The 19,649-nt window shown below is 52.6% G+C and carries 13 protein-coding genes; 2 read left to right on the top strand and 11 right to left on the bottom strand.

Annotation, left to right across the window (positions count from 1 at the left end; translation table 11 throughout):
• Window positions 1-57: 57 nt before the first annotated feature.
• Window positions 58-1,467: a sulfatase family protein gene (locus JIN87_RS01375; protein WP_200353711.1), complete on the bottom strand. Its 1,410-nt coding sequence runs from the start codon at window positions 1,465-1,467 to the stop codon at window positions 58-60.
• Complete coding sequence (locus JIN87_RS01370) at window positions 1,464-2,987, bottom strand: sulfatase family protein (protein WP_200353710.1); 1,524 nt, start codon at window positions 2,985-2,987, stop codon at window positions 1,464-1,466. Before JIN87_RS01370 ends, JIN87_RS01375 begins: the two co-directional genes overlap by 4 nt.
• Window positions 2,988-3,134: 147 nt before the next feature.
• Between JIN87_RS01370 and JIN87_RS01365 the strand changes: the two genes are divergently transcribed.
• Both JIN87_RS01365 and JIN87_RS01360 read left to right on the top strand, forming a co-directional pair.
• A complete protein-coding gene (locus tag JIN87_RS01365; RefSeq protein ID WP_200353709.1) occupies window positions 3,135-4,088 on the top strand; it encodes a nucleoside hydrolase in 954 nt (317 codons plus the stop codon).
• Between the two features lie 13 nt (window positions 4,089-4,101).
• Entirely contained in the window at window positions 4,102-6,444 is a 2,343-nt protein-coding gene (locus JIN87_RS01360) for a WD40/YVTN/BNR-like repeat-containing protein (protein ID WP_200353708.1), read from the top strand.
• A 5-nt stretch (window positions 6,445-6,449) separates the two neighbouring features.
• Here JIN87_RS01360 and JIN87_RS01355 read toward each other — a convergent pair whose 3' ends face one another.
• The 9 genes from JIN87_RS01355 to lacZ form a co-directional block, all read right to left on the bottom strand.
• The gene (locus JIN87_RS01355) at window positions 6,450-8,693 is read right to left on the bottom strand and encodes a glycoside hydrolase family 2 protein (protein WP_200353707.1); all 2,244 of its coding nucleotides are present in this window, start codon (window positions 8,691-8,693) and stop codon (window positions 6,450-6,452) included.
• A 36-nt stretch (window positions 8,694-8,729) separates the two neighbouring features.
• A complete protein-coding gene (locus JIN87_RS01350) occupies window positions 8,730-9,857 on the bottom strand; it encodes a carbohydrate kinase family protein (RefSeq protein ID WP_200353706.1) in 1,128 nt (375 codons plus the stop codon).
• A gap of 17 nt (window positions 9,858-9,874) precedes the next feature.
• Complete coding sequence (locus JIN87_RS01345) at window positions 9,875-10,441, bottom strand: D-lyxose/D-mannose family sugar isomerase (protein ID WP_200353705.1); 567 nt, start codon at window positions 10,439-10,441, stop codon at window positions 9,875-9,877.
• A gap of 12 nt (window positions 10,442-10,453) precedes the next feature.
• Complete coding sequence (locus tag JIN87_RS01340; RefSeq protein WP_200353704.1) at window positions 10,454-11,530, bottom strand: beta/alpha barrel domain-containing protein; 1,077 nt, start codon at window positions 11,528-11,530, stop codon at window positions 10,454-10,456.
• A gap of 32 nt (window positions 11,531-11,562) precedes the next feature.
• Window positions 11,563-12,315: a DeoR/GlpR family DNA-binding transcription regulator gene (locus JIN87_RS01335; RefSeq protein ID WP_200353703.1), complete on the bottom strand. Its 753-nt coding sequence runs from the start codon at window positions 12,313-12,315 to the stop codon at window positions 11,563-11,565.
• A gap of 118 nt (window positions 12,316-12,433) precedes the next feature.
• Entirely contained in the window at window positions 12,434-13,456 is a 1,023-nt protein-coding gene (locus JIN87_RS01330; RefSeq protein WP_200353702.1) for a family 43 glycosylhydrolase, read from the bottom strand.
• Between the two features lie 143 nt (window positions 13,457-13,599).
• Window positions 13,600-14,259, bottom strand: coding sequence for a response regulator transcription factor (locus JIN87_RS01325; protein WP_200353701.1), 660 nt, complete (start codon window positions 14,257-14,259; stop codon window positions 13,600-13,602).
• A complete protein-coding gene (locus tag JIN87_RS28685) occupies window positions 14,256-16,346 on the bottom strand; it encodes an ATP-binding protein (RefSeq protein WP_200353700.1) in 2,091 nt (696 codons plus the stop codon). Before JIN87_RS28685 ends, JIN87_RS01325 begins: the two co-directional genes overlap by 4 nt.
• A 44-nt stretch (window positions 16,347-16,390) precedes the next feature.
• Window positions 16,391-19,537 carry a beta-galactosidase, LacZ type gene (gene lacZ, locus JIN87_RS01315; RefSeq protein WP_200353699.1) on the bottom strand — a complete coding sequence of 1,049 codons (3,147 nt, stop codon included), beginning with the start codon at window positions 19,535-19,537 and terminating at the stop codon, window positions 16,391-16,393.
• Window positions 19,538-19,649: the final 112 nt, after the last annotated feature.

Below are 19,649 nucleotides of genomic sequence, written 5' to 3'. Positions count from 1 at the left end.
CGGTTCGCCGTTGGCGGAGTGTTGAGCGTGGATAGTCGAGTGGTGAATTACTTGCCGCTACCGCTTTCGGTTTTCGCGGAGAGTAGGCTCGAGCCAGTAGTTTTTGAGAGGATCGTTCGTTTTCTCCAGCCAATCGAGTAAGCGTATCCGAAGCTTGGATAGCGCTTGGGCATACTTTGGGAGTTGGGCGAGATTGCACTTCTCGTGCGGATCGTTTTCGAGATCGTAGAGTTCGTCCTCCCAGGTGGCGTTGAAGACGTATTTCCAGCGCTCGTCGCGTACCATCCGTTGGCTGCAAAGGCCGAACTGATTGCCGTTGTAGCTGGAGTAAATGTCTGTGCGTTGCGAGCGTTTGCCCTCTGCCTGAAGGGCTGGAAGCAAAGGCAAGGCGGCGCTTTCTTGGGGCGTTTTGGCTCCGGCTATACTTCTAAGGGTGGCTGGGATGTCGATGCCGGTTGAGACGAAGTCGTTTACGGTATTGCCGGATTCGATACTGTTCGGCCAGCTGACGATCAATGGTACGCGAACCACGTCGTCGTACATGACGTAGTGTTTGTCGAGCATTCTGTGACCGCCGCAGAGATCGCCATGATCCGAGGTGTAGATGAAGAGTGTGTTGTCGAGTATGCCGCTTGTTTCGAGGTGATCGTAGACGCGACCAATTGCGGCGTCCATCTCGGTGATTTCGGCGAAGTAACGTGCAACCACCGGTTGCCAATCCTCCCAGCTCATCGATTCGATATCCCATGTGCGAAGCTGCTGGCCTTGCATGTAGGGCTTCTTTGAGAGGTCGTCATCGAAGCTGCCCCAGGGAGGAATGGTCGCTGGATCGTATTGATCTGCAAACTCTTGGGACGGTCTGCAGGGGAGGTGAGGTTGCAGGCAGTCGAGGCGAATGAGGAAGGGGGATTCCGATTTCAGTCGCTTGTCGATTCGTGAAATCGCTTGGTCGGCGAGCCAGTTCAATTGGGACTGGTCGGTGGGGATTTCTGCGTCGATCTCCCCGAAGAAGCCTACTTCTGGATCGGGAGAAGGGACCTGTGGCATTGGTGGGTGCCCTTGTTTTTCACGCCATGCGTGGTAGTCGTGGTCGGAAATGAAGCTATCGTATCCGTAGTCAGTGGGTGAATACTGCGGATGAACGTGCCAGCGACCCACGTAGTCGAGACTCCAGCCTGCTGCGGACAGGTCTTTTGCCCAGGTAGAAACAGTGGGTTCGATTGGGTTTGCGAGTTCGGAGTCGTAGTTGCACAAGGATCCATGTTGAACCGGCCATTGACCGGTTTCGAGCGTGCTGCGTGCAGGAACACAAATAGGTGTCGGCGTGTACGCATTCTCGAAGCGAGCGCCACGAGCTGCGATGCGATCGAGGTTGGGAGTTTTGACGATGGGGTGTCCGTAGCAGCCGAGGCAGTCCGCTCGATGCTGGTCGGATTGAATGAGGACGATCGCGCGCGGAGAGTTCATGATTCCTCGTCCATCTCCGGCATGTGGTCGAAGATCGCTCCGTAGCTTGCATCCCATGCCGGGTGTTCACCGCTGTGGTAGGGCTTTATGGTGTCCAGCATTTCTTCGATACCCTCGGGGTCTTGTTGGAGTAGACCGTAGTCTCGATCTTCTGGCCAAGGCATCGGTTCGTGCTTCCTCCAGTTTCCGTTTTCGACAGCTTGTGTCTTCGGGAATTTAGCGAAGTGCTCAATCGCCTGCTCGCCTAGTTTAGATGTCGCTTGGCTGGAGTCAGGTGTGTCGCGGAGTGAGTCGTCGATTGTGAAGCTCCAGCTCTTGTCGTCTGCGGCTGAATACAGAAATTTTCGCTTCCCATCGGTTGCCATGTAATTACCCATCCAAGCGTGCTGAAACTGGGTGTGGACGATGCGGCCTTCCTCATCTCCGCGAGCGATGTCGAAAAGGTCGGACCCAGAGCGGGGACCGTAGGTATCGGAGGGAGTCACTTCGGCGATTTTTGAGACAGTGGTAAAGATATCGGTAAGTGTGACAGGTGTTTGAATACGAGTGCCGGCTTTTTCTTGTCCCGGCATTTTCATTATGAAGGGGATCCGGTTGGATGCTTCCAATAGGCAACGTTTTCCAGCGCAACCGTAGTCACCCATCATTTCACCGTGGTCGGAGGTGAAGATTATGAGTGTGTTTTCAATCTCGTCGCCTAGGGCTTCCAGTATGCGTCCGACTTGGTAGTCGATGAAGGAAATGGCCCCGTAGTAGGCGGCTTTGGTTGTTCTCCACGTGAGTTCGTCCTCGCAGGCTTGGTCTTTGTATTTGTAGCGATTTTGGACGAGATTGATGCGGGAGTGAAAGTCAGTGTAGTTCTCGGGACGATACGGAGGGGCCATGTCTTTGGTGCGATAGAGGTAGGACCAAGGCATGGGATTTTCAAAGGGGGGATGGGGCTTGATAAAGTGGGCGTCTAAAAGGAATGGACGGTCTCGATCGCGAGATTTTAGGAAGTCGATACAGCGGTCCGCAACCCAGTGGGATTCGTGGAGGTGGGATGGAAGTTGGGAGGGTTGCGGAAGGTAGTACATTTCGCCCCGTATGCCGTGTGGGGAGAGTACGTGTCCGTAGCCGTTGTCTTTGAGGAACCTGTCGAAATCGCCGCTTTTTCCCTCCTCTGAAATGTCTCGAGTGTCGTAGCCCCAGAGGCGCGTGTGGTCAGGCTCGAAGTGCATTTTTCCTACGCCATGAGTTTGGTAGCCTGCTGTTTGGAGCAGCTGCATGTAGCTAGTCGCGTCCACTGGCATAGGGTTGTTGTCCCAGCAACCCGTTTGGGCGGGCGACAGACCGGTTGCGAGAGCGGCGCGAGCGGCCATGCAAACGGGGGTGGGGGTGTACGCTCGAGTGAAGGATACCCCTTGCTCGACGAGACGATCGAGGACGGGAGTCCGGATTTTTGCATTTCCGAGGGCTCCAATCGTGTCAGCCCGTTGCTGGTCAGTGACGATGGTCAGGATATTGATTGGGGGAGGCATGGATGGGAGTGAACAGTGTTAAGTGTAGGCGTCCAACTCTGGGAAGCGAGCGTGGTGGTGGGTTTGAGGGTAGAAAGCGGGGTTTTTGATCCTGGGTCAATAAATATTGACATCGATGTAATTTGAAGACCTAGATCAAACACCCCTATGCAAAACCTGCTTTCCCATTTCGCTCCTGGTCGACGCCTGAAGGTCGTAATCGACACTGACACCTACAATGAAATCGATGACCAATTTGCCTTGGTCTACGCTCTTTTGTCGCCGGATCGGATGGCGGTGGAAGCGATCTATGCGGCCCCTTTTGAAAACAGTCGGGTTGCGAGTTATGCGGAAGGGATGGAGTTGAGCTTCCAGGAGATTCTGCGTGTCATCGGCCTGCTAGGATTGGGCGGTGCGGGGCAGGTTTTCCGAGGAGCGACCTGCCGAATTTCGGAACACGGTGATTCGGGAAGCGCAGCGAGCTCGGATTTGATTCGACGCGCTCAAGCTCTACCGGATGGTGAGCGCCTAGTGGTGATCGCGATTGGAGCAGCGACTAATGTTGCGGCGGCCCTGGCGACGGCTCCCGAGATTTCTGAGAAGATCGTCTTGTTGTGGTTGGGTGGGCACCCTTCGCATTGGCCGCACAATCGGGAGTTTAACCTGCGTGGGGATCCAGAGGCGGTGCGGATAATTCTCAAGTCGAATGTGCCCTTTGGATTATTCCCCTGCGCAACTGTTGCGGAAGCTTTGACGACGACAGTGTCGGAACTGGCGCCCAATCTAAAAGGGCGGGGTGAGATTGGAGACTACCTCTTCGATATCTTCGCTAACTATGATCACGAGAACCTGCAGGCGATCGCCGCTTCGAAAACGATTTGGGATCTCGCTCCGTTCGCCTGGGCCATTGAACCAGAGTGGTTTGATGTAAGGGAGACTATTCGACCAGATCTTTCAGAGGACTTGAGTTGGAAGAATGGTGATACGCAAGAGACATTGCTGGAAGCGATTCGTCTGCAAAGGGATCCGATTTTCCGTGATTTCTTCAGTAAGATTCAGGCATTCAAGGAAGGGCGTATTGTCGCTCGAATGGTGGATCCTGGTCTCAAGAGAATGATTTAAACTGAGAACGATTATGATGGTGAAGACGCTCGCTTGGATAAGCTTTCTATTAATCTCTGTATCCGTTTTCGCAAACGGTGATCTGAAGTGGGAGAATCTTAATCCCGGTGCGGGGGGACAAATTCAGGATATTGTTTTAGATCCTGAGAACCGGGATCGTCTTATCTACTGCTCTGATGTGGATGGAGCTTACATTTCTGAGGACGCCGGAACTACCTGGGAATATGTGACTCCAGAAACATTCAGCAGCAATGTGCTCACCGCAGCCTTTGAGCCGGGGAATGCATCGAGAGTGTATTTGGGAATGCATACAGGAATCGCGACCAGCGATGATAGCGGACGAACTTGGAAAAACGCATTTGGCTCAGATGTGATGCATGATCCGATCATGGCGATTGTGGTTGATCCTAGTGATACGAACATCGTGTATGCGGCTCCCTCGAACCGAAACCGCTGGACAGACAAAGAAGGACGACAAGGCGAGCGTGGAATATGGATTTCACGAGATCGGGGAGAGTCTTGGGTGTACACCGTTTACAACAAAAAGAAGGGGGCGCGCGATGTGTATTCGATTTCAATCGTTCCAGGACGCCCAGGCTATGTTCTTCTAGGTGGATTTGATGGAATGTATCTGAGTTCTGACTACGGTAAGAGATGGGAAAAGGTTCGCTCGCCAATTGGGAAAAACGCCGTGTGCTGGGGGACTGAGGTCTCTCCGGACGGAGAATGGGTGTACGCTTGTTTCGAAAAGAAGGCGAAAGAAAGCCGCTTGTATGCAGCTCCATTGGAAAGTCTTCAGAAGAAGGCTAGTTGGACGGACCTATTTGCGATAGGAAAGGAGCCAAAGTCCGGCACGTATTGGATTCCTCGAATCGACCCAAGATCTACAGATAAAAAGCATTCCTTGCTAACGTCTGCTCCCGACAACGCTCCGTTTGGATTGTTGGAGTTTAGTGTTTCGCTGGAAGGCCAGAGTATCCCTGATGTCGAGTGGAGGCAGATTATGAGCTGGGATAGCGGCAAATACGGCCGAGACTTAGATCACTCGAACCAATACACGAAGGATGTTGGATGGGAGCAGTATTACACGCGGCCCCTGAGTTGGCGCTACACTCCTGTTGAATGGGGAGAAGAGCAGCGAGGAATTTGGACGACGAAGGATCAGACGCTCTTCTATTCGGACACCTTGGATGACGCGTATCCATATAACTGGGATCAGCGGTACTGCGATTTTGTGAGTGAGATTGACGGGGTTCGTACTTATCGGACGAGAGGGGCAAATTGTACGGTTATTTTCGATTCCGCGGTCTACAAGAATTACGCGATCATGTGTAATGCTGACAATGGAGTGACGGAGAGTTGGGATGATGGCTATTCTTGGTCCGTTGCATTGAGACCCTTGGGCAATCTGGGATCGCGCTCGAATGCTGCAACCATCATTGAAGTAGGTGATGATGTTTATGCACTCGCCCATGTCGCAACCGGCTGGGGTGCGGCCTCCTACAATGGGCGTATCTTTGCCAAAAAACTGGATACCCTATCACCCAAGGACAACTGGAAGCAGATTGCTGGAGGAAAGAAAGAGCAAGCTGGGCTGATCGATCACAAATTTTGTAGCATTGTTAGCGACCCGAATAAACCGGAGCGGATATATGTGGTAGCTGCCACGAAGATACACTCGTACTCGCCATGGAAGGCGACACCTGGGGCTGTTTATGTGTGTGAAGACATTGTTGCCCTTATCGAACACGGAAAAGGTGGTTTTGTAAGGATGGGAACTGGGGATGGACCAGAGCCGACGATTCCTGAGGATCAGAACCGCGGACTGTATGTGGATCCTAACGACGAGAACACGATCTATTTAGGGAGCGAGAAACTGGTTTGGAAGGCGACTCGTGACCCGATCAAAGGCACTTGGAAATGGCTCCCCATTATGAAGGGGCGTTGGATCGTCGCTTGGGATGTGGATGGTGAGACGTCGCTTGCAGTGAGCAAGGATGACGCGATCTATTGGTCGCCTGATGCAGGGAAAAACTGGTATGGCGTTTTTAGAAAGAAGGACGGGGAGAATCTACGCCAGCCCGCTTGGTATCAAGATCAAGACTTAGTTGTGAATGCTATGGTCGAAAGTGAGGGCGATTTGTATTTCACCTTGAATACGAAAGCAGGCCACGAACACCGAGGGCTTGGTATCTTTAAACTCTCTTTTGTCGCCGGAAAGGCTGCGAGTTTGTCGGACGTTACGGGTGACCTCCCGCTACAGCGTTTGATGAACGCGGAAACGGTCGAGAAGGAAGGTCTGAGATACCTTTACGTTTCGACTTGGGGGAATGGACTCTGGCGATTGAAATTGTAGCCTCGCTATTGATTCATCGCTCGTGGTCCTGAGTCTTTCGCCTCTGCCTTTTTGTAAGCGAAGGTGTAAACCGAGTTTCGCTCAGGATTGCGAGTGTCGACGAGTTTTAGGTCGAAGGTGTTTTGTTCGCACTTCGGCAACTCCCAGCGAGCGCTCGGCCCGGCTAGGTTCTTGTTGGCTTCGATTTCTGGGTAAGTCCACTGAAGCACTTGGATTGTTTGGTCTGGGAACACCAGTTGGGCTTCGAGTTGTCCGCCTTCAATCGCTTCATGATGATCGTTCAAAAGCCACAGGTTACAGACGAACGTTTCGCCTTCAGACCATTGGAATTTGGATACAGAAGCGCTTAAGAGTACCGGGCGGCAGCTCTCCGCTACAGCGTGATAGGCTGGTTTGGGCCGGTGAGGCCAGTTGATGAGGCTATTGTTCGCAGCGCTTGGCCAGGGCTCGTTGTAGCACCAGTTCAAGGCCATGGAGCAGACGGGCTTTTGTCGTCGTGCTTCTTCGTAGATAAATTTATAACCTTGGGCTTGGAGGAGCTGTCCGTATTTCACGAGTTCCTCCAGTGTTTGAGGCTTTCCAAAATAATGGTCGATGACGCTGGGGCATAGCCAAGAGTCACCTTCGACACCCCAAGCTCCGAATGCGTGGTGAGCTTTCCAGGAGCCAGAAGCTTGGGGAGGGAATAGTTCATCTTCGGGGATGAAGGTCTTCAGGTATTCAACGTCGGAAGGACCAGGACATCCGTATTCGGTGTAGGCAGTGTTGTTCGCATTTCCGAATGTCGAGTAGACCTCCTCGCCATTGGATTGGTCGCGAAAAACGTAATGGCCGTGAGCCATACCCATTACCGGTGACGTCGGCAGGAAAGGGGTGCGCGGATCAAGATCGTAGCAATTCCGATTGAGAAGTCTCAATGCTGGATGCTGATCAGTCATCATCGACCAGGCATTGAAGAGCTCGTTTCCGCCGCACCAAATGGCGAGGCAAGGGTGTTGCCGACCGGCTTCAATAATCGACTTTGACTCCTGGTTGAGGGTTTCTAGGTAGTGGTCTTCTTCGCTCATGCGGTTGCAGGCGATAGGGAATTCCTGCCAAACCATTAGCCCAAGTTCGTCGCATTGATCGAAGAAACTCTCTTTGTTGATGATTCCGCCGCCCCAATTGCGTAGCAAGTTGAAGTGGGCTTTCTGGGCCATCTCTAGCAAGGGGCGATAAGTATCCTGATCTATGATACCAGGAAAAATCTCTGGAGGAACCCAATTGGTTCCTTTGCAGAAGATGGAGCGACCATTTACTTCGAGGGTTATAGGTGGATTGCTACGGCCTTTCGGAAAGGTTGAAGGCTCATCCCAGGCACCCTCATGCATGACGAGGCGAATACGGCGAAATCCCACGCGTTTCTTTAGCGTGGATTGGGCGGTACCGTCCCCAGACTGCAGTTCGGCGATTAGTTCGTATCGAGATTGTGGACCATGCTCGTTTGGCCACCAGAGCTCTGGATTTTCGATTGTGACCGTATGAGAGGCACTTCCACTCGCGAGCGATAGAGTAGATTGATGAGCAACCGCGCCGGATGGCGAACGCAGGGTAAGGTTTAAAGGCAACTTGGTGGGTTGGTTGCTCTCTGTGTTTATCGTCAATGTCGCCCGTTGGCAGTTTTCATCAAGGCGCGTTTCGAAACTGAGATTGAAGAGATGCACAGAGGGTCGCTCCTCTATGAACGTGTCTTTCCAGATACCTAGGGGAACAAGTCTCGGATGCCAGTCCCAGCCCCATGATACCGGCGGTTTTGAGCAAGCGTTGGCTACAGAGTGGTGAGTGGAGTCGTCTCCGGAGTCTGGAGCGGGGTAAACGAGTATTTCGATTTGAATACGTTTTCCGATGTGATTCTCGAGTGAGAGTTCGAAAGGCGTGAACATGCCCTCTTGCGAGTGCACGGTAGTGCCTTCGATTTTGACTTCGAATTGATAGTCGACGCCACCGCAAACAAAGTAGGGGATCGAACCATTCGCGACTCTGCTCAGGTCGATGTTTGTCTTATAAGTCCAGTACGAATTTTCGGCCCACTCGAACAGTTTGGGATTTTCCGCTTTCCAGTATTCTGGCTGTCCGGTAGCTTTCGCCCAGTCAAGTTGAACAGCTCCAGGTACAGTTGCCGGAAAAAAGGTGTCGGGTTTATTGTCGCGAGAATCGTGATACCCAACGAGCCATTCAAGTTCGGTTCTATCTGCGGATGTGGAAGTCATGTTGCCTCTGTTGTTTGGAAGCTCGATTGCTTGTGCTTAGTCCGTTAGTTCGTTTTTGGACCAGTTCTCTAAAAGGTTGGAGATTTCTTCGACGGATCCGCTTCTTGCATTCCGGACGAAGAAGCCGGAGCTAGCTGATCCGAGAAGGCATGATTGGTTTAAATCAAGTCCGAGAGTGCGGCCGAGTAGATAACCCGCATTGTAGCGATCACCCGCTCCAGTGCTCTTTTTCGGAGTAGGAGTGTAGGGGCCCTCGATCCATGCTGTTCCATCTTCGGCAGCGGTTGCTGCTCCGGCGATGCAGTGAATGGCGATTTCGCTAATCCCCAATTTTTCACGAAGTGGGACTAGGTGCTCGGTCAGTTCAGGACCTTCCTTTTCGATCCGTGGTAGGGAAAGGCGCTCGCAGAGCACGTTCGCCTCATTGAGATTACCGCCAAGAATACAACGACCGGAGTGCTGGAACTTCGTTAATGTTTCCAGCATGCAATCGATGTCTTTAGCGGAACGGCTTCTAGGATCTACCAGATCGATGAAGATCCAAGGTCTGTGTTCCAGTTGGTCGAAGACTCTGTTTTGCAGGATTTCCCAACATTCCGTCATGTGTGGGTACAAGGACCAATTGGTAAGAGCTATTGCCTCGGCCTTGGTACAAGCTTCTAGAAAACTTCCATTTTGCAGAACGGTATCCAATAGTTGGGGATTGAAGTCTGCGAGTTGGGTTACCGAAGAAAGCATGTATTTGCCGTCCTGAAATTCGAGCGCCATCGTCATTCCTGGTTCGGAACCCCATGCCGTTGCGGAACGGCACTCCGATCGGAATGTATCGAAGGCTGGATGTGGCGGAGAACCGATGGTCCCGAAGTAGTCGAGTTTGACTCCTAGCTTGTTTAGTCCGTCACCAAGATTGACAGCGCAACCTCCAGCTGCGGTGGAGTTTACAACAATCTCACGTAGGCTCGAACGACCCGCAGCTTGTCCGATCAACTCGGAGAATCGTGTCATCGAATTAACGGGTGTGAAGCTGTTTAAGTTTTGGCGTTCTTCGACCACTGAAATGAGTTGGTCGACAAAACCGTCAAAACCGGAAACAACTGATGTCTCCTGGATTTGGGATACGTTTTCTCGAAGCGTTTTTGCTAAAAGGAGACGGGCGTCGCTCATGTTCGAGTCCATTGCTATTATTCGCTTATAAGGTGGACGAGAGCCGGCTCGTCCTCCTCGATGCCGGGATAGCGTCCAATTTTTGGGTCGACGAAAATATTGTCGTTTGTGTCGTCGTTGGCAGTGGATACTTCTCCGATGATACATTCACTGCTGGTGGGCCAGAAAGAATGGTAGATGCCGGGCTGAAGGGTTACGCGTTCTCCCGATAGCAAGTGGAGCTCGTCGCCAGAACGATGGGTTCGTGGTCGCTGGTTTACTTGTATGGTGAACTCGTTTCCTTCGGATTTTTCGGGCAAACCGTCCCACAGTTGGAGAGTGAGTTCACCAACTCTGCAGATGATGTCCTCCTTCTTCCTTGCATGAGTATGGGCAGGTGTGGTCTGCCCCTGCCGAGCGTACATGAGTTTTTCGCAGTATTCAGGTTCTTCCGACAAATTGATAAGTGTGAGTCCTGTGCGGTCGAAATCACCCAAGCCAAAGTCAGTTACGTCCCAAGACGGGTTAGGTGGGAGGTGCCAGTGGTGCTGCTTGAAGCATTCGGACGCTTGCTTGAAGACTCGGTTGATTTGGGAGCGGTTCATTTGAATCTAGAATTAGCTGTAGCTGAGGGTGTTCTCTGTGAGTTGTTGATCGTCCTCGAGAGAGCGAGCAGGGGCGATGCCTGCCTCTTGTAGTTGTCCATGATAGGCACGCACCGCTTCTTGGGGCGTTATGTTTCCATCGGTGATTGTTCGCAGCATCTCGATGAACGCCAAAGGGTGCTCCGACAGGTTGATCTTGCGCCCGAAGAGAGCGACTTTGGCTCCATACTTTTGAGCATCGTGGATGAGCTGGAAGGCGTCGCGTGTCGTTCCGGCACTGCCACCCAGGATGCCCACGGTTAGACTTGGATCGTAGGAGACGAGCTCCTCAAGAGGGCCTGGACCGTTGTAAGGGATTTTGAGGAACTGTGGTCGTCCGGCACGCGTCACGCCGGCTAGGCAGCGTATGATGCTGTCGTTTAGGAATCCGCCGAGTTTGCGAGGATCGAAGCCTGGATCGACGTTTGGATTGAAGACTTCTAGGAAATAGCGGAAGCGTTTCTTTTCCGCTTCGATACGGAATTCTTGGAATGCTTCGAGCGCGGCGTAGTCCCAGTCGATGTTGTTTGTGAAAGTGATTGAGTAGAGCCCAAGGTCAGCACCCTTGAACTGTCCCTGCACAGTCGATCCCATCTTTCCATTCATGATGTGATCAAGGGTTGCCGTGCGGAAGTGTCGCGACGGCATGCTGGGATATTTGCCTTCGCGTACCGCCCAGACGTCAGTCGTGTCGTTGGCTCTCGCTGCAGGCGTGATGGGGGAGTTGCGAAAGAGCCCTTCATCCATCGCGATACGCTCGAGATTGGAAGCGGAGAGAAGAACGATATCGACAAGCTGCTGCTTGATTACGGCACGAATCTGGTCGAGGTAGTTGGAGAGAGTCTTATAGCAACCAGAGTCCTTGTTGTATCCATGGGGACAAGTACCCGCTCTGTTTGGACCTGGCGCGGTAATGCCGAATGCCATATCGGCGTCCTTTGCGTCGGCGATAATAAAATCCTGTCGCGTGTCGGTACCGGACTTAATACGGTTTAACTTCTGATCGAGTCGCTTCTTGCTGCTTGTGTAGCTCATATTGGACATGTGCATAGCTGCTTGTTGTATTTAAAAATTTGTGACGCTTAGGCCGTTTCGATTCGCGTACCCTTGTGTGTCTTGATCGTCTTCTTGGCTGAGTCGCTCAGAGAGGTATCGCTGATGAGCAGATCGACTGCTTTCCACGACGCGAACTGCACTGCTGCAGGAGTGTCCCATTTGCTCGAGTCGGCGAGGACGATGGTTTGCTCCGAGTTCATACATGCTGTCTTTTTGACCGCTGCCTCTTCTTCCTCTGTAGTGAAGAATCCGGCTTTGGGATGTAGGCCAGAAGCGCCCAAGATCGCCCTGTCGAACCAAAGTCCAGCTAGCCATTCGGAGGCGGCAGCGCCGACGATTGCTCGGCTTAAAGGGCGCAAACGGCCCCCGACAATGTTGATTGGGTAATCGAGTTTGCAGGCGAGTTCGAAGATGGGAAGGGAGTTCGTGTAGATTTGATAATGACCCTTCTTGAGAATTTGCGTCGCGAATTCGTAGGTGGTGCTTCCGGAGTCGATGAAGAGTGTTTCTCCCTCATTCGGCACTTGTGCGGCGTAGCTGGCTATTCTCCGTTTGGGATTAGATTGGGTGTTTTGTTTGGCGAGGAAGTTAAGTTCGCCCGCATCTTGAGGAGCTGGAATGGCACCGCCGTGAACGCGAATGAGTTTTCCTTTTTCTTCTAAAGCGTTGAGTGCCCGTCGGATAGTAGCAGGGGAGGAGTTGAGGCTACGGGTCAGGTCCTCAACCGACACCTTCTCCTGCTCGGATAGTAGTTCTAGAATTTGCTCCTCTCTGGTCATTTCGATCGGACTCTTTGTGATTAATAGAATCAAAACAATCAAAAACGATCATGAGCAGATAATTATCCTCCTGTACTACAGACTGGGGAGTCCTCCGATGAATTTCAGGTCGAGTTTCTCAGGGTAGAGAAACTGACGCATCTCGATCGCATGTAAGCTGCCCGTCTTTGATAGTGAGTTCAGCCATTTGGAGGTAGGAGATCTTTTGGTGAGGAGTACGATCTTCGGCTTTGGGCGATGGGTAAGGGCGATTCGGTTCGGTGTGGTAGAAGATAAAAGCGCGGTCGTTGACGATAGCTACGCTTGGATGGCGAGCTCGGGTAGCGTCTGAGGGAGCAGAACCGGGGGCTTTCATTATGCTATCTTGCTGAGTCCAAGTTAGGCCGTCTGGGGAATGGAAGACCGCGAGCCCTTTGTGAGGGTCGGTGATCATCCAGTACTTATCTTTCCAATGAAAAACGTAGGGAGCTTCTTGATAGCCGAAGCCACGTTCATCTGGTGGGGCGTTTACCGCACCATCACACTTACCATGGTTTGTCCACTTTTTGAGGTCTGGACTTGTTGAGTGCTGTATCCCGTTTTTGCCTACGCGATAGTAGGCACGGAACTGTTTTTTATGTCGGATGATTGTGGCGTCGATCGGATCGGGCTGCTGAAAGTTGGGTATGCCGGCCAATGTCCATCCACTTAAGAGATTATCTGCCGGCGCGATGTAGTGCCGGATAACGCCGTCTCCTCCCCAGGGAGGGGTAGCGTTGTCTTTGTAGGTGACGAACATATGGTAGTTATCACCGTTGCGGATAACTCCAGGTGCCCATAAGGTGACGTCCATGTCAGGAGCTCCGGGGATTCCATCGAAAGAACAGTAACCGCGGAACTGCCATGTTTTAAGGTCCTTTGAAGTGACTACTCCGATGGGAGTACCGACATAGCTGGCATTCTCTCGCTGAGCTCTTCGAGCTGTGTAGAAAATCCACCATTCTTTAGTCTGCTCGATCCAGACGATCTCTGGATCGCAAGAGCCGTGGTAATTTGGATCGGCGAAGAGCGGGCGATCAATGTCTCCGAATGTTTGAGATGGGTAGGTTGTTGTCTGGATGAAGATGAGGGCGAGAATGACAAGGGTGAGTAGCTTATGCATGTTTTTGAACGTTTGGGGACGTCGGGGGAGGAGTTCTTTGGGGTCGCATCTTGAATGTCGCCTCAGCGCGGCGACCTACAGAAGTATCACGAATTCAATCTGTAGGTCCGGGCGGTGACCGGACATAACCGCCTTTCCAAAATTTAGATAAGGCCCTGTCTTATTCCTCTGGATACGGCCGCTGCTTGAGAGTGGACGTCGAACTTCTTGTAGATGTTGCGAAGGTGAAAACTCACCGTGTGGGCGGAAATGTCGAGCGCGTCAGCGATTTCCTTGTTACACAAACCTTCGCTGATTTTATAGAGCACCTCAGTTTCCTGTGGGGAGAGTGGATTCTTCTTTGGCTTCTCTGTTCTAATGCGATCGAGAATGACTTGGGCTATTTGGCTATCGAGGGCGGCTTTGCTGCTCAGAACGTCGTGGATCCCTTTCTCTATTTCCTCGGTAGAGGCATGCTTGAGGAGGTAGCCTGCTGCTCCTGCGTCGATGGCTCGGAGCACTTTTTCCTCGTCGTCAAATACAGTGAGAACGATGACTCGGACGTTGGGTGCGACGTCGGCGAGTTGCTTGATTCCCTCGAGGCCGTTCATGCCGGGTAGGCCGATGTCCATCAGGATGACCTGTGGGTGTGGTTCGCTTTCTATCGCAGAAAAAAGATCGTCACAAGCGGCGAAACTGTGCGGGCACTCGATACCTGGACGTTCGTTGAGCAAGGAGTGCATTTGCTCGCGATACGGCCCGTCGTCCTCAACCATCCAAACTTTTACGGGTGGAGTCTCGGTTGTGTTATGTTCGTCGCTCATCGTTTTTTAAGTTCTTTGAATGGAATACGAAGGGTGAGGCAACTACCCGAACCTTCATCAGAGGTGATGTCCAGTCGACCTCCCATTTGGGTGGCGCGTTTAGACATAGTGGAGAGTCCCCAGCCTTTGCGTTTATCGGGAGAGGTGCTAAATCCGACACCATCGTCTCTGAGTTCCAGGATTAACTCTTCCTTGGGGTCTTGCCGTAGGCTGATAAACAGGATTTCGGCTTGAGCGTGCTTCACGAAATTGTGCATGGCCTCTTTGAAGAGGAGAAGAATGTTGCGCTTGTGGATGAGGCTTATGTCGATGTCGGGCAACTCGCTATCCATCTCGAAGCTGACTCCGGTCTTGCCGAGTATGAAGTAGGCTCTCTCTTTCATCATCTTCCCAAGGTCGTGCAGGGAGATGGAGTTTTGGTCCGTTAGCCAGACAGCCTCTCTCAAGGCGACGGCGGCTTCTTTGGAGATCAGCCTGAGATCTTGGGTGAGTTGAGTGACGGGCTCACTGTGTTTGTGGTTTTTCAGTCGCTCGAGGCCAAGCGTTAGAGCTCCGATGCTACTGCCAACATCGTCATGCAAGTCACTGGATATCTGGCTGCGGATTCGCTTGAGGTCTTTTGAGTGGGCGAGTCGAGAGTTGGTGTAAAGGCCCAGAGCAGCTCCGCTCACCACTATGAGAAGGAGCCCGATCGCTAGGTTGCGATTGCTTCCTAGGCGTTGCTCGAGCTCGCTTAGCTCTAAATCTATTTGTGCTGTTCTGGTTTCTAGCTCGTAGCGTTTGGCAACACCTTTGAGCCATTCCTCTGGGGGCAGAATTTCCTGATTGAAAGCATAGTTGTCTACTAGAAGTGACGGGTCCGCATCTGCTTGATTGAGACCAGAAATCGTTACCGGACGATTATGGGAGAGGAGGGTGCCTTGCTGAAAGACGGAGATCTCGCCGATAGCGAAAATGCGGGAGTTGTCATGAATGGGCAAATCGCGAAAGAGGAGTCGTACATAGCGGATGTTCCTCCCGCGCAGGGGAACGGCGAAGAAGATGTCGCCGAGAATCATGGATTTTGTTTTGTCCCAGCTATCTACGATTTCGCGAACGTCTATGGGGTGCTGGCTAAAATCCTCGTTTGAATAGCCTTCAACTGTGATGCTTCCCGGATAGCCAAAATGGGGCAGCGAAATCTCCCATGGCGCTTTGGCAGGGAAGAAGGCTACTCGTCCCGTTTGCTTCGCTCGGCCAAGGTCGATTACGACCTCGATTGGCTCTTCTCCCCCCTGTACAGGAATGATGGATACGAAGTCTGTCTCTTGCTTCGAACGAGAGCCAAGTGTCATGTTAAGGGCAGAGAGGCGATCGACTAGATAGTCCTGACTCCAGGTGGGGGGCGATTCGAATCCGTCCGAAAAACTTGGGCGAGAGTAGGGGGCGACGTTGGTGAGTTTGCCGTCTCGGTTTTCGGTGATGATGTAGACCTCTCCGAGGGCGAAGTATTCTAGGCCGTCGTCCACGACACCTTTTTCGACAACAAGGCGGACCATATTGCTGGCGGTGTTCACCTCAGACAGGATGAGCGGCGTGATGGCCGGAGTGGGATAGTCCTCCTCTGTGAAGTCGTAGACTTTTAGCGGTTCGCTATTCGGGTCGTCTCTCAACTCGATGCGAAAGCGTTTGGGGAATCCGTATGAGAGATCAGTGCCGAGCTTGGGATTGTAAGCCGGCATTAGGGCTATGGTGTGGATTGGCTGGCTCTTCTTTCGCTGCAGGTGGAAGTCGATTCGACGCTCCCTCTCGCTTGATGAACGATCGACTGGAAGCAGTGCGCTGTGGTAGCCAAGGAAGCCATTCATGGCTTTCACTTCACGAGGAGGCAGTTCGGGCAGTTGCTCCGCTAGACTAGACTTTTCCGCCTTGAGTTGAGCGATCTTGGCAGAGGGAAACAGGCCGGCATCATCCGGTCCCGCTCCGCAGGCGAAGAGGGCAAATCCAATTGTGGCGAGGCAGCTGGCGATCAGGAGTATTCGCACCCAACCGAGATCCGTCCGACTTTGACGGTTTCCTTGGCTCGGATTTGCTCTGTGTAGATGCACGGTAAAATTCTCTACAGTATTTCCATTCCGTCAACGGCCTCTGCTCAGTTTGCTTTCCGGAAGGGAGCGATGCTGAATTGGTAGCGGTAGTCGATCCACGGTAGAGTGAACTTGTAGAGCGGTGATTCGCCCCAGGAATTTGTGCCACCGACGCCGCGTTGGCGGAAGTCGATATTAAGGAAAAGCCGATCTCGTTCTGGGATTTGATACGGGTGGAGCTGCTGCTTTTTGTTAGAGTCCATGTCATCCTTGTCCTGGTAGCTCGCTCCGAAGCTTATGAGTTCGTTTCCTTCGAAGCGCAGTCCAACCCCGTTTCGGCTGTTGTAAACATCGACGCGTCGTACGTCGGTACGGTAACCGTTTTCCTGTGGGCGAACGTAGTCGAAACCAAGATCCGCAATGGCGGAACTGTATGCGCCAACCGGAGCTGAATTCGCTCGGTCAACGTAGTTTTCGTGGGGGCCGCGGCCGAACCAGCTAACTTGATCAAGTTCCTTGGTTAATTCGAACAAGGTGCCCATTCGGGGCAGCTCAGACTGGCGCTTGTGCGGAGCGGCGTAGAAGTAGCAATCAACGTTTACCACCCCATTGGAATCCATGGTGTAGGTGGTGAAGTAACGACTTTCTACAAGTGGTAGAAAGTGTTCGGTCGAAATGGATACGCTACTGCTGATTTCTTTGTTTACCTTGAAATCAACGAGTTCGCGTTCCTTGCCTGCATTTTGCCAGATGATTGCTTTTTTGGCGAAGCCTTCTCCAAAATCGTTGTCAGTAGGAGCTCGCCAGAAATCGGGACGAGGTGAAGACTGCAGGTATTCGCGATTCAAGTACTGCAGGGAATCCATCGTACCAGTGTGTTTGCTGAAGGTAGCGTAGAAGCCGTTCGCGCTCAGGGTTACTTGGTTTTGATTTTCGCGCACGGTGACTTTTCCGGAGATTTCGGTTTCAGTAGCTGGCACTTCCAAGTGTGGAAGACGAATCTGTTCCCAAGCAACGATTTGCAGGGTGTCGGTCATGTCTGTGCTTTTCTTGGAAAGGGCTTCAATCATGAGGTGGTACTCCAGGCCAGGTTCTGGCTTAATTGTGTCGGTCGGAATGGTAACGTAGTCAGTACTTTGTGGTGGCGTATTAAGAGAGAACTTGCCCTCTGCTACCGATTGTCCGTTTGCCTCTATTCTCCAACGGAAATCAAGATCGCTGAGGTTCTTGAAAAAGCGCTTGTTGAAAATTGCGAATTCTCCCGCGGTCAGATTCGAATCCGAGAATCCAATATTTTGATACACCTTTTGGACTTCGAATGCATGAGGATTGGGTGTGCGGTCCGCTGCGACTAGCCCGTTCGCGCAGAAGTTCCCGTCGTTGCGGGTTCCTGCGGGTTCGATGTCGCCACCATAGGCCCAGTACTCTTGGCCGTCCTCGGTTTTGGCTCGGACTGTTTGGTCGACCCAGTCCCAGATGAATCCGCCTTGTAGTGAGGGCTCGGCTTCGATGAGGGTCCAGTACTCTTGGAGATTTCCACCTGAGTTAGCCATGACGTGCTCGTATTCGCATAGGATGGCGGGGCGTCGTGGATTGGTGGATGCGTACCATTCGAGCTGGCGAATGGGAGCATACATCTGAGCATAGATATCGGTATGACGGCGAAGGTTTGCCTGTTCGAACATGACGGGGCGGCTGTCGACGGATTTGAAGTAGTCGTAGCAAGCTTCGAGGTTGATGCCGTCTCCGCATTCGTTTCCGATGGACCAGATGACGACCGAAGCGTGATTTTTGTCGCGTTCGTATAGAGCGGATACGCGGTTGAGATAGGCCTCTCTCCAGTCCGGGTGGTTGACGATGTGTTTTTCTGGTTTGTATGAGCCGCGTTGGTTTGCGGCTCCGAGGCCGTGGGACTCGATGTTAGCTTCGTTTACGACGTAGAGGCCGTATTCATCGCAAAGCTCGTAGAAATAGGGATCGTTGGGATAGTGGGCGGTACGGACGGCGTTGATGTTGTAGCGCTTCATGAGCTGTACATCGCGGAGCATGGTTTCCCGGTCGATGTAGTGAATCGTGTCGGGATGGTGCTCGTGGCGGTTGACGCCCTTGAAGAGAACGGGTTGCCCGTTGATGTGAACCTGGCCGTTCTTGAGCTCGGAAGTGCGGAATCCGATGCGTTGGGACGTGTGTTCAATCGGCTCTCCCTTGGCGTCAGAGAGGGTGAGGACGAGGGTGTAAAGTTTGGGTATTTCGGCGGACCATGGCGTGATGCCATCGAGGGTGAGCTTGGGAAAACGGACCTCAGCGATTTTGCCGTCAGCGATGTTGGGAACGTCGATGGATTGGCTGGCGAGCTCTGTTTGGCCGTCGAGAATTTCAGCTGTGAGGGTGAGTTTCCTCTGGGGCTTGTTGCTCTGGTTTTGGATCTCGGCGCTGAGCTCCAACTCGCCGTTTTGGTAGTTTGCGTCGAGACCTGCATTTGCAAAGAAATCGCGGATCCGTGTTTTTGGTGTGGAAAAGAGCCAGACGTCGCGTTCGATGCCGCTGACGCGCCACATGTCTTGGGCTTCGAAGTATGAACCATCTGAATACCGGAAAACTTGGAGGGCGAGGGTGTTGGAACCGGGGTTGACGTAGTCGGTGATGTTGAACTCGGCGGGGAGTTTGGAATCCTCGGAGTAGCCCACTTGTTGGCCGTTTATCCACAGGTAGCAGGCTGACTTGACGGCACCAAAATTGAGGTAGATGGCTTGGCCGGCCCAAGACTTAGGGATTTCGAATTTGTGGCGGTAGGAGCCGACTGGGTTGTTGTCCGCCGGGAGCTCAGGTGGTCTCGGCTTTTTGCCGAGAGAGAACTCGTGAGGGTGGTTTACGTAGTGCGGAATTCCGTAACCTTCGAATTCCCAGTTTGAAGGGACTGGGATGCTGTTCCACTCGGTGTCGTCGAAGTCTACTGCAGCGAAGTCGCGTGGAGCTTGGTCGGGAGTGGGTACCCACTTGAATTTCCAGTCACCGTTCAGGAGCTGGTAGTTCGACTGGCTGGCAGGGTTGCGAGCGATGGCCGAGTCTCGGTCTGGAGCGGAATGGAAGGAGGCCCTAGCGGGCTCTTCGTTGACCTGGAAAACGTTTGGATCCTGCCACTCAGGTGTCGCGACGACGGTGCCAGACAGAAAAAGAGTGCCCAGAATGCTGGATATCGATAGTACTCTCATTGGTGATACGGGGTGACGATTACTGGGGAAAGTGTGCCCCGCCGCGGGGCTGTAGGATGTCAGATGTGGGCCGTTAAACGCGAGTCGTCGATAACAATGAGCCGAACCTACA

Origin of the sequence: Pelagicoccus mobilis, from assembly GCF_016595505.1 — a bacterium.
GTDB lineage: Bacteria > Verrucomicrobiota > Verrucomicrobiia > Opitutales > Opitutaceae > Pelagicoccus > Pelagicoccus mobilis.
Note: the sequence above shows the minus strand (reverse complement) of the source record. Positions and strands in the feature narration are given on the sequence as shown.

Bases quoted from the DNA above. Each gene is read 5' to 3' on its own strand.
- JIN87_RS01335 (WP_200353703.1), bottom strand. From the start codon at position 12,315: ATGACCAGAGAGGAGCAAATTCTAGAACTACTATCCGAGCAGGAGAAG.
- JIN87_RS01355 (WP_200353707.1), bottom strand. From the start codon at position 8,693: ATGACTTCCACATCCGCAGATAGAACCGAACTTGAATGGCTCGTTGGG.
- JIN87_RS01350 (WP_200353706.1), bottom strand. From the start codon at position 9,857: ATGAGCGACGCCCGTCTCCTTTTAGCAAAAACGCTTCGAGAAAACGTA.
- JIN87_RS01375 (WP_200353711.1), bottom strand. From the start codon at position 1,467: ATGAACTCTCCGCGCGCGATCGTCCTCATTCAATCCGACCAGCATCGA.
- JIN87_RS01365 (WP_200353709.1), top strand. From the start codon at position 3,135: ATGCAAAACCTGCTTTCCCATTTCGCTCCTGGTCGACGCCTGAAGGTC.
- JIN87_RS01325 (WP_200353701.1), bottom strand. From the start codon at position 14,259: ATGAGCGACGAACATAACACAACCGAGACTCCACCCGTAAAAGTTTGG.
- JIN87_RS01345 (WP_200353705.1), bottom strand. From the start codon at position 10,441: ATGAACCGCTCCCAAATCAACCGAGTCTTCAAGCAAGCGTCCGAATGC.
- JIN87_RS01360 (WP_200353708.1), top strand. From the start codon at position 4,102: ATGATGGTGAAGACGCTCGCTTGGATAAGCTTTCTATTAATCTCTGTA.
- lacZ (WP_200353699.1), bottom strand. From the start codon at position 19,537: ATGAGAGTACTATCGATATCCAGCATTCTGGGCACTCTTTTTCTGTCT.
- JIN87_RS01370 (WP_200353710.1), bottom strand. From the start codon at position 2,987: ATGCCTCCCCCAATCAATATCCTGACCATCGTCACTGACCAGCAACGG.
- JIN87_RS01330 (WP_200353702.1), bottom strand. From the start codon at position 13,456: ATGCATAAGCTACTCACCCTTGTCATTCTCGCCCTCATCTTCATCCAG.
- JIN87_RS01340 (WP_200353704.1), bottom strand. From the start codon at position 11,530: ATGCACATGTCCAATATGAGCTACACAAGCAGCAAGAAGCGACTCGAT.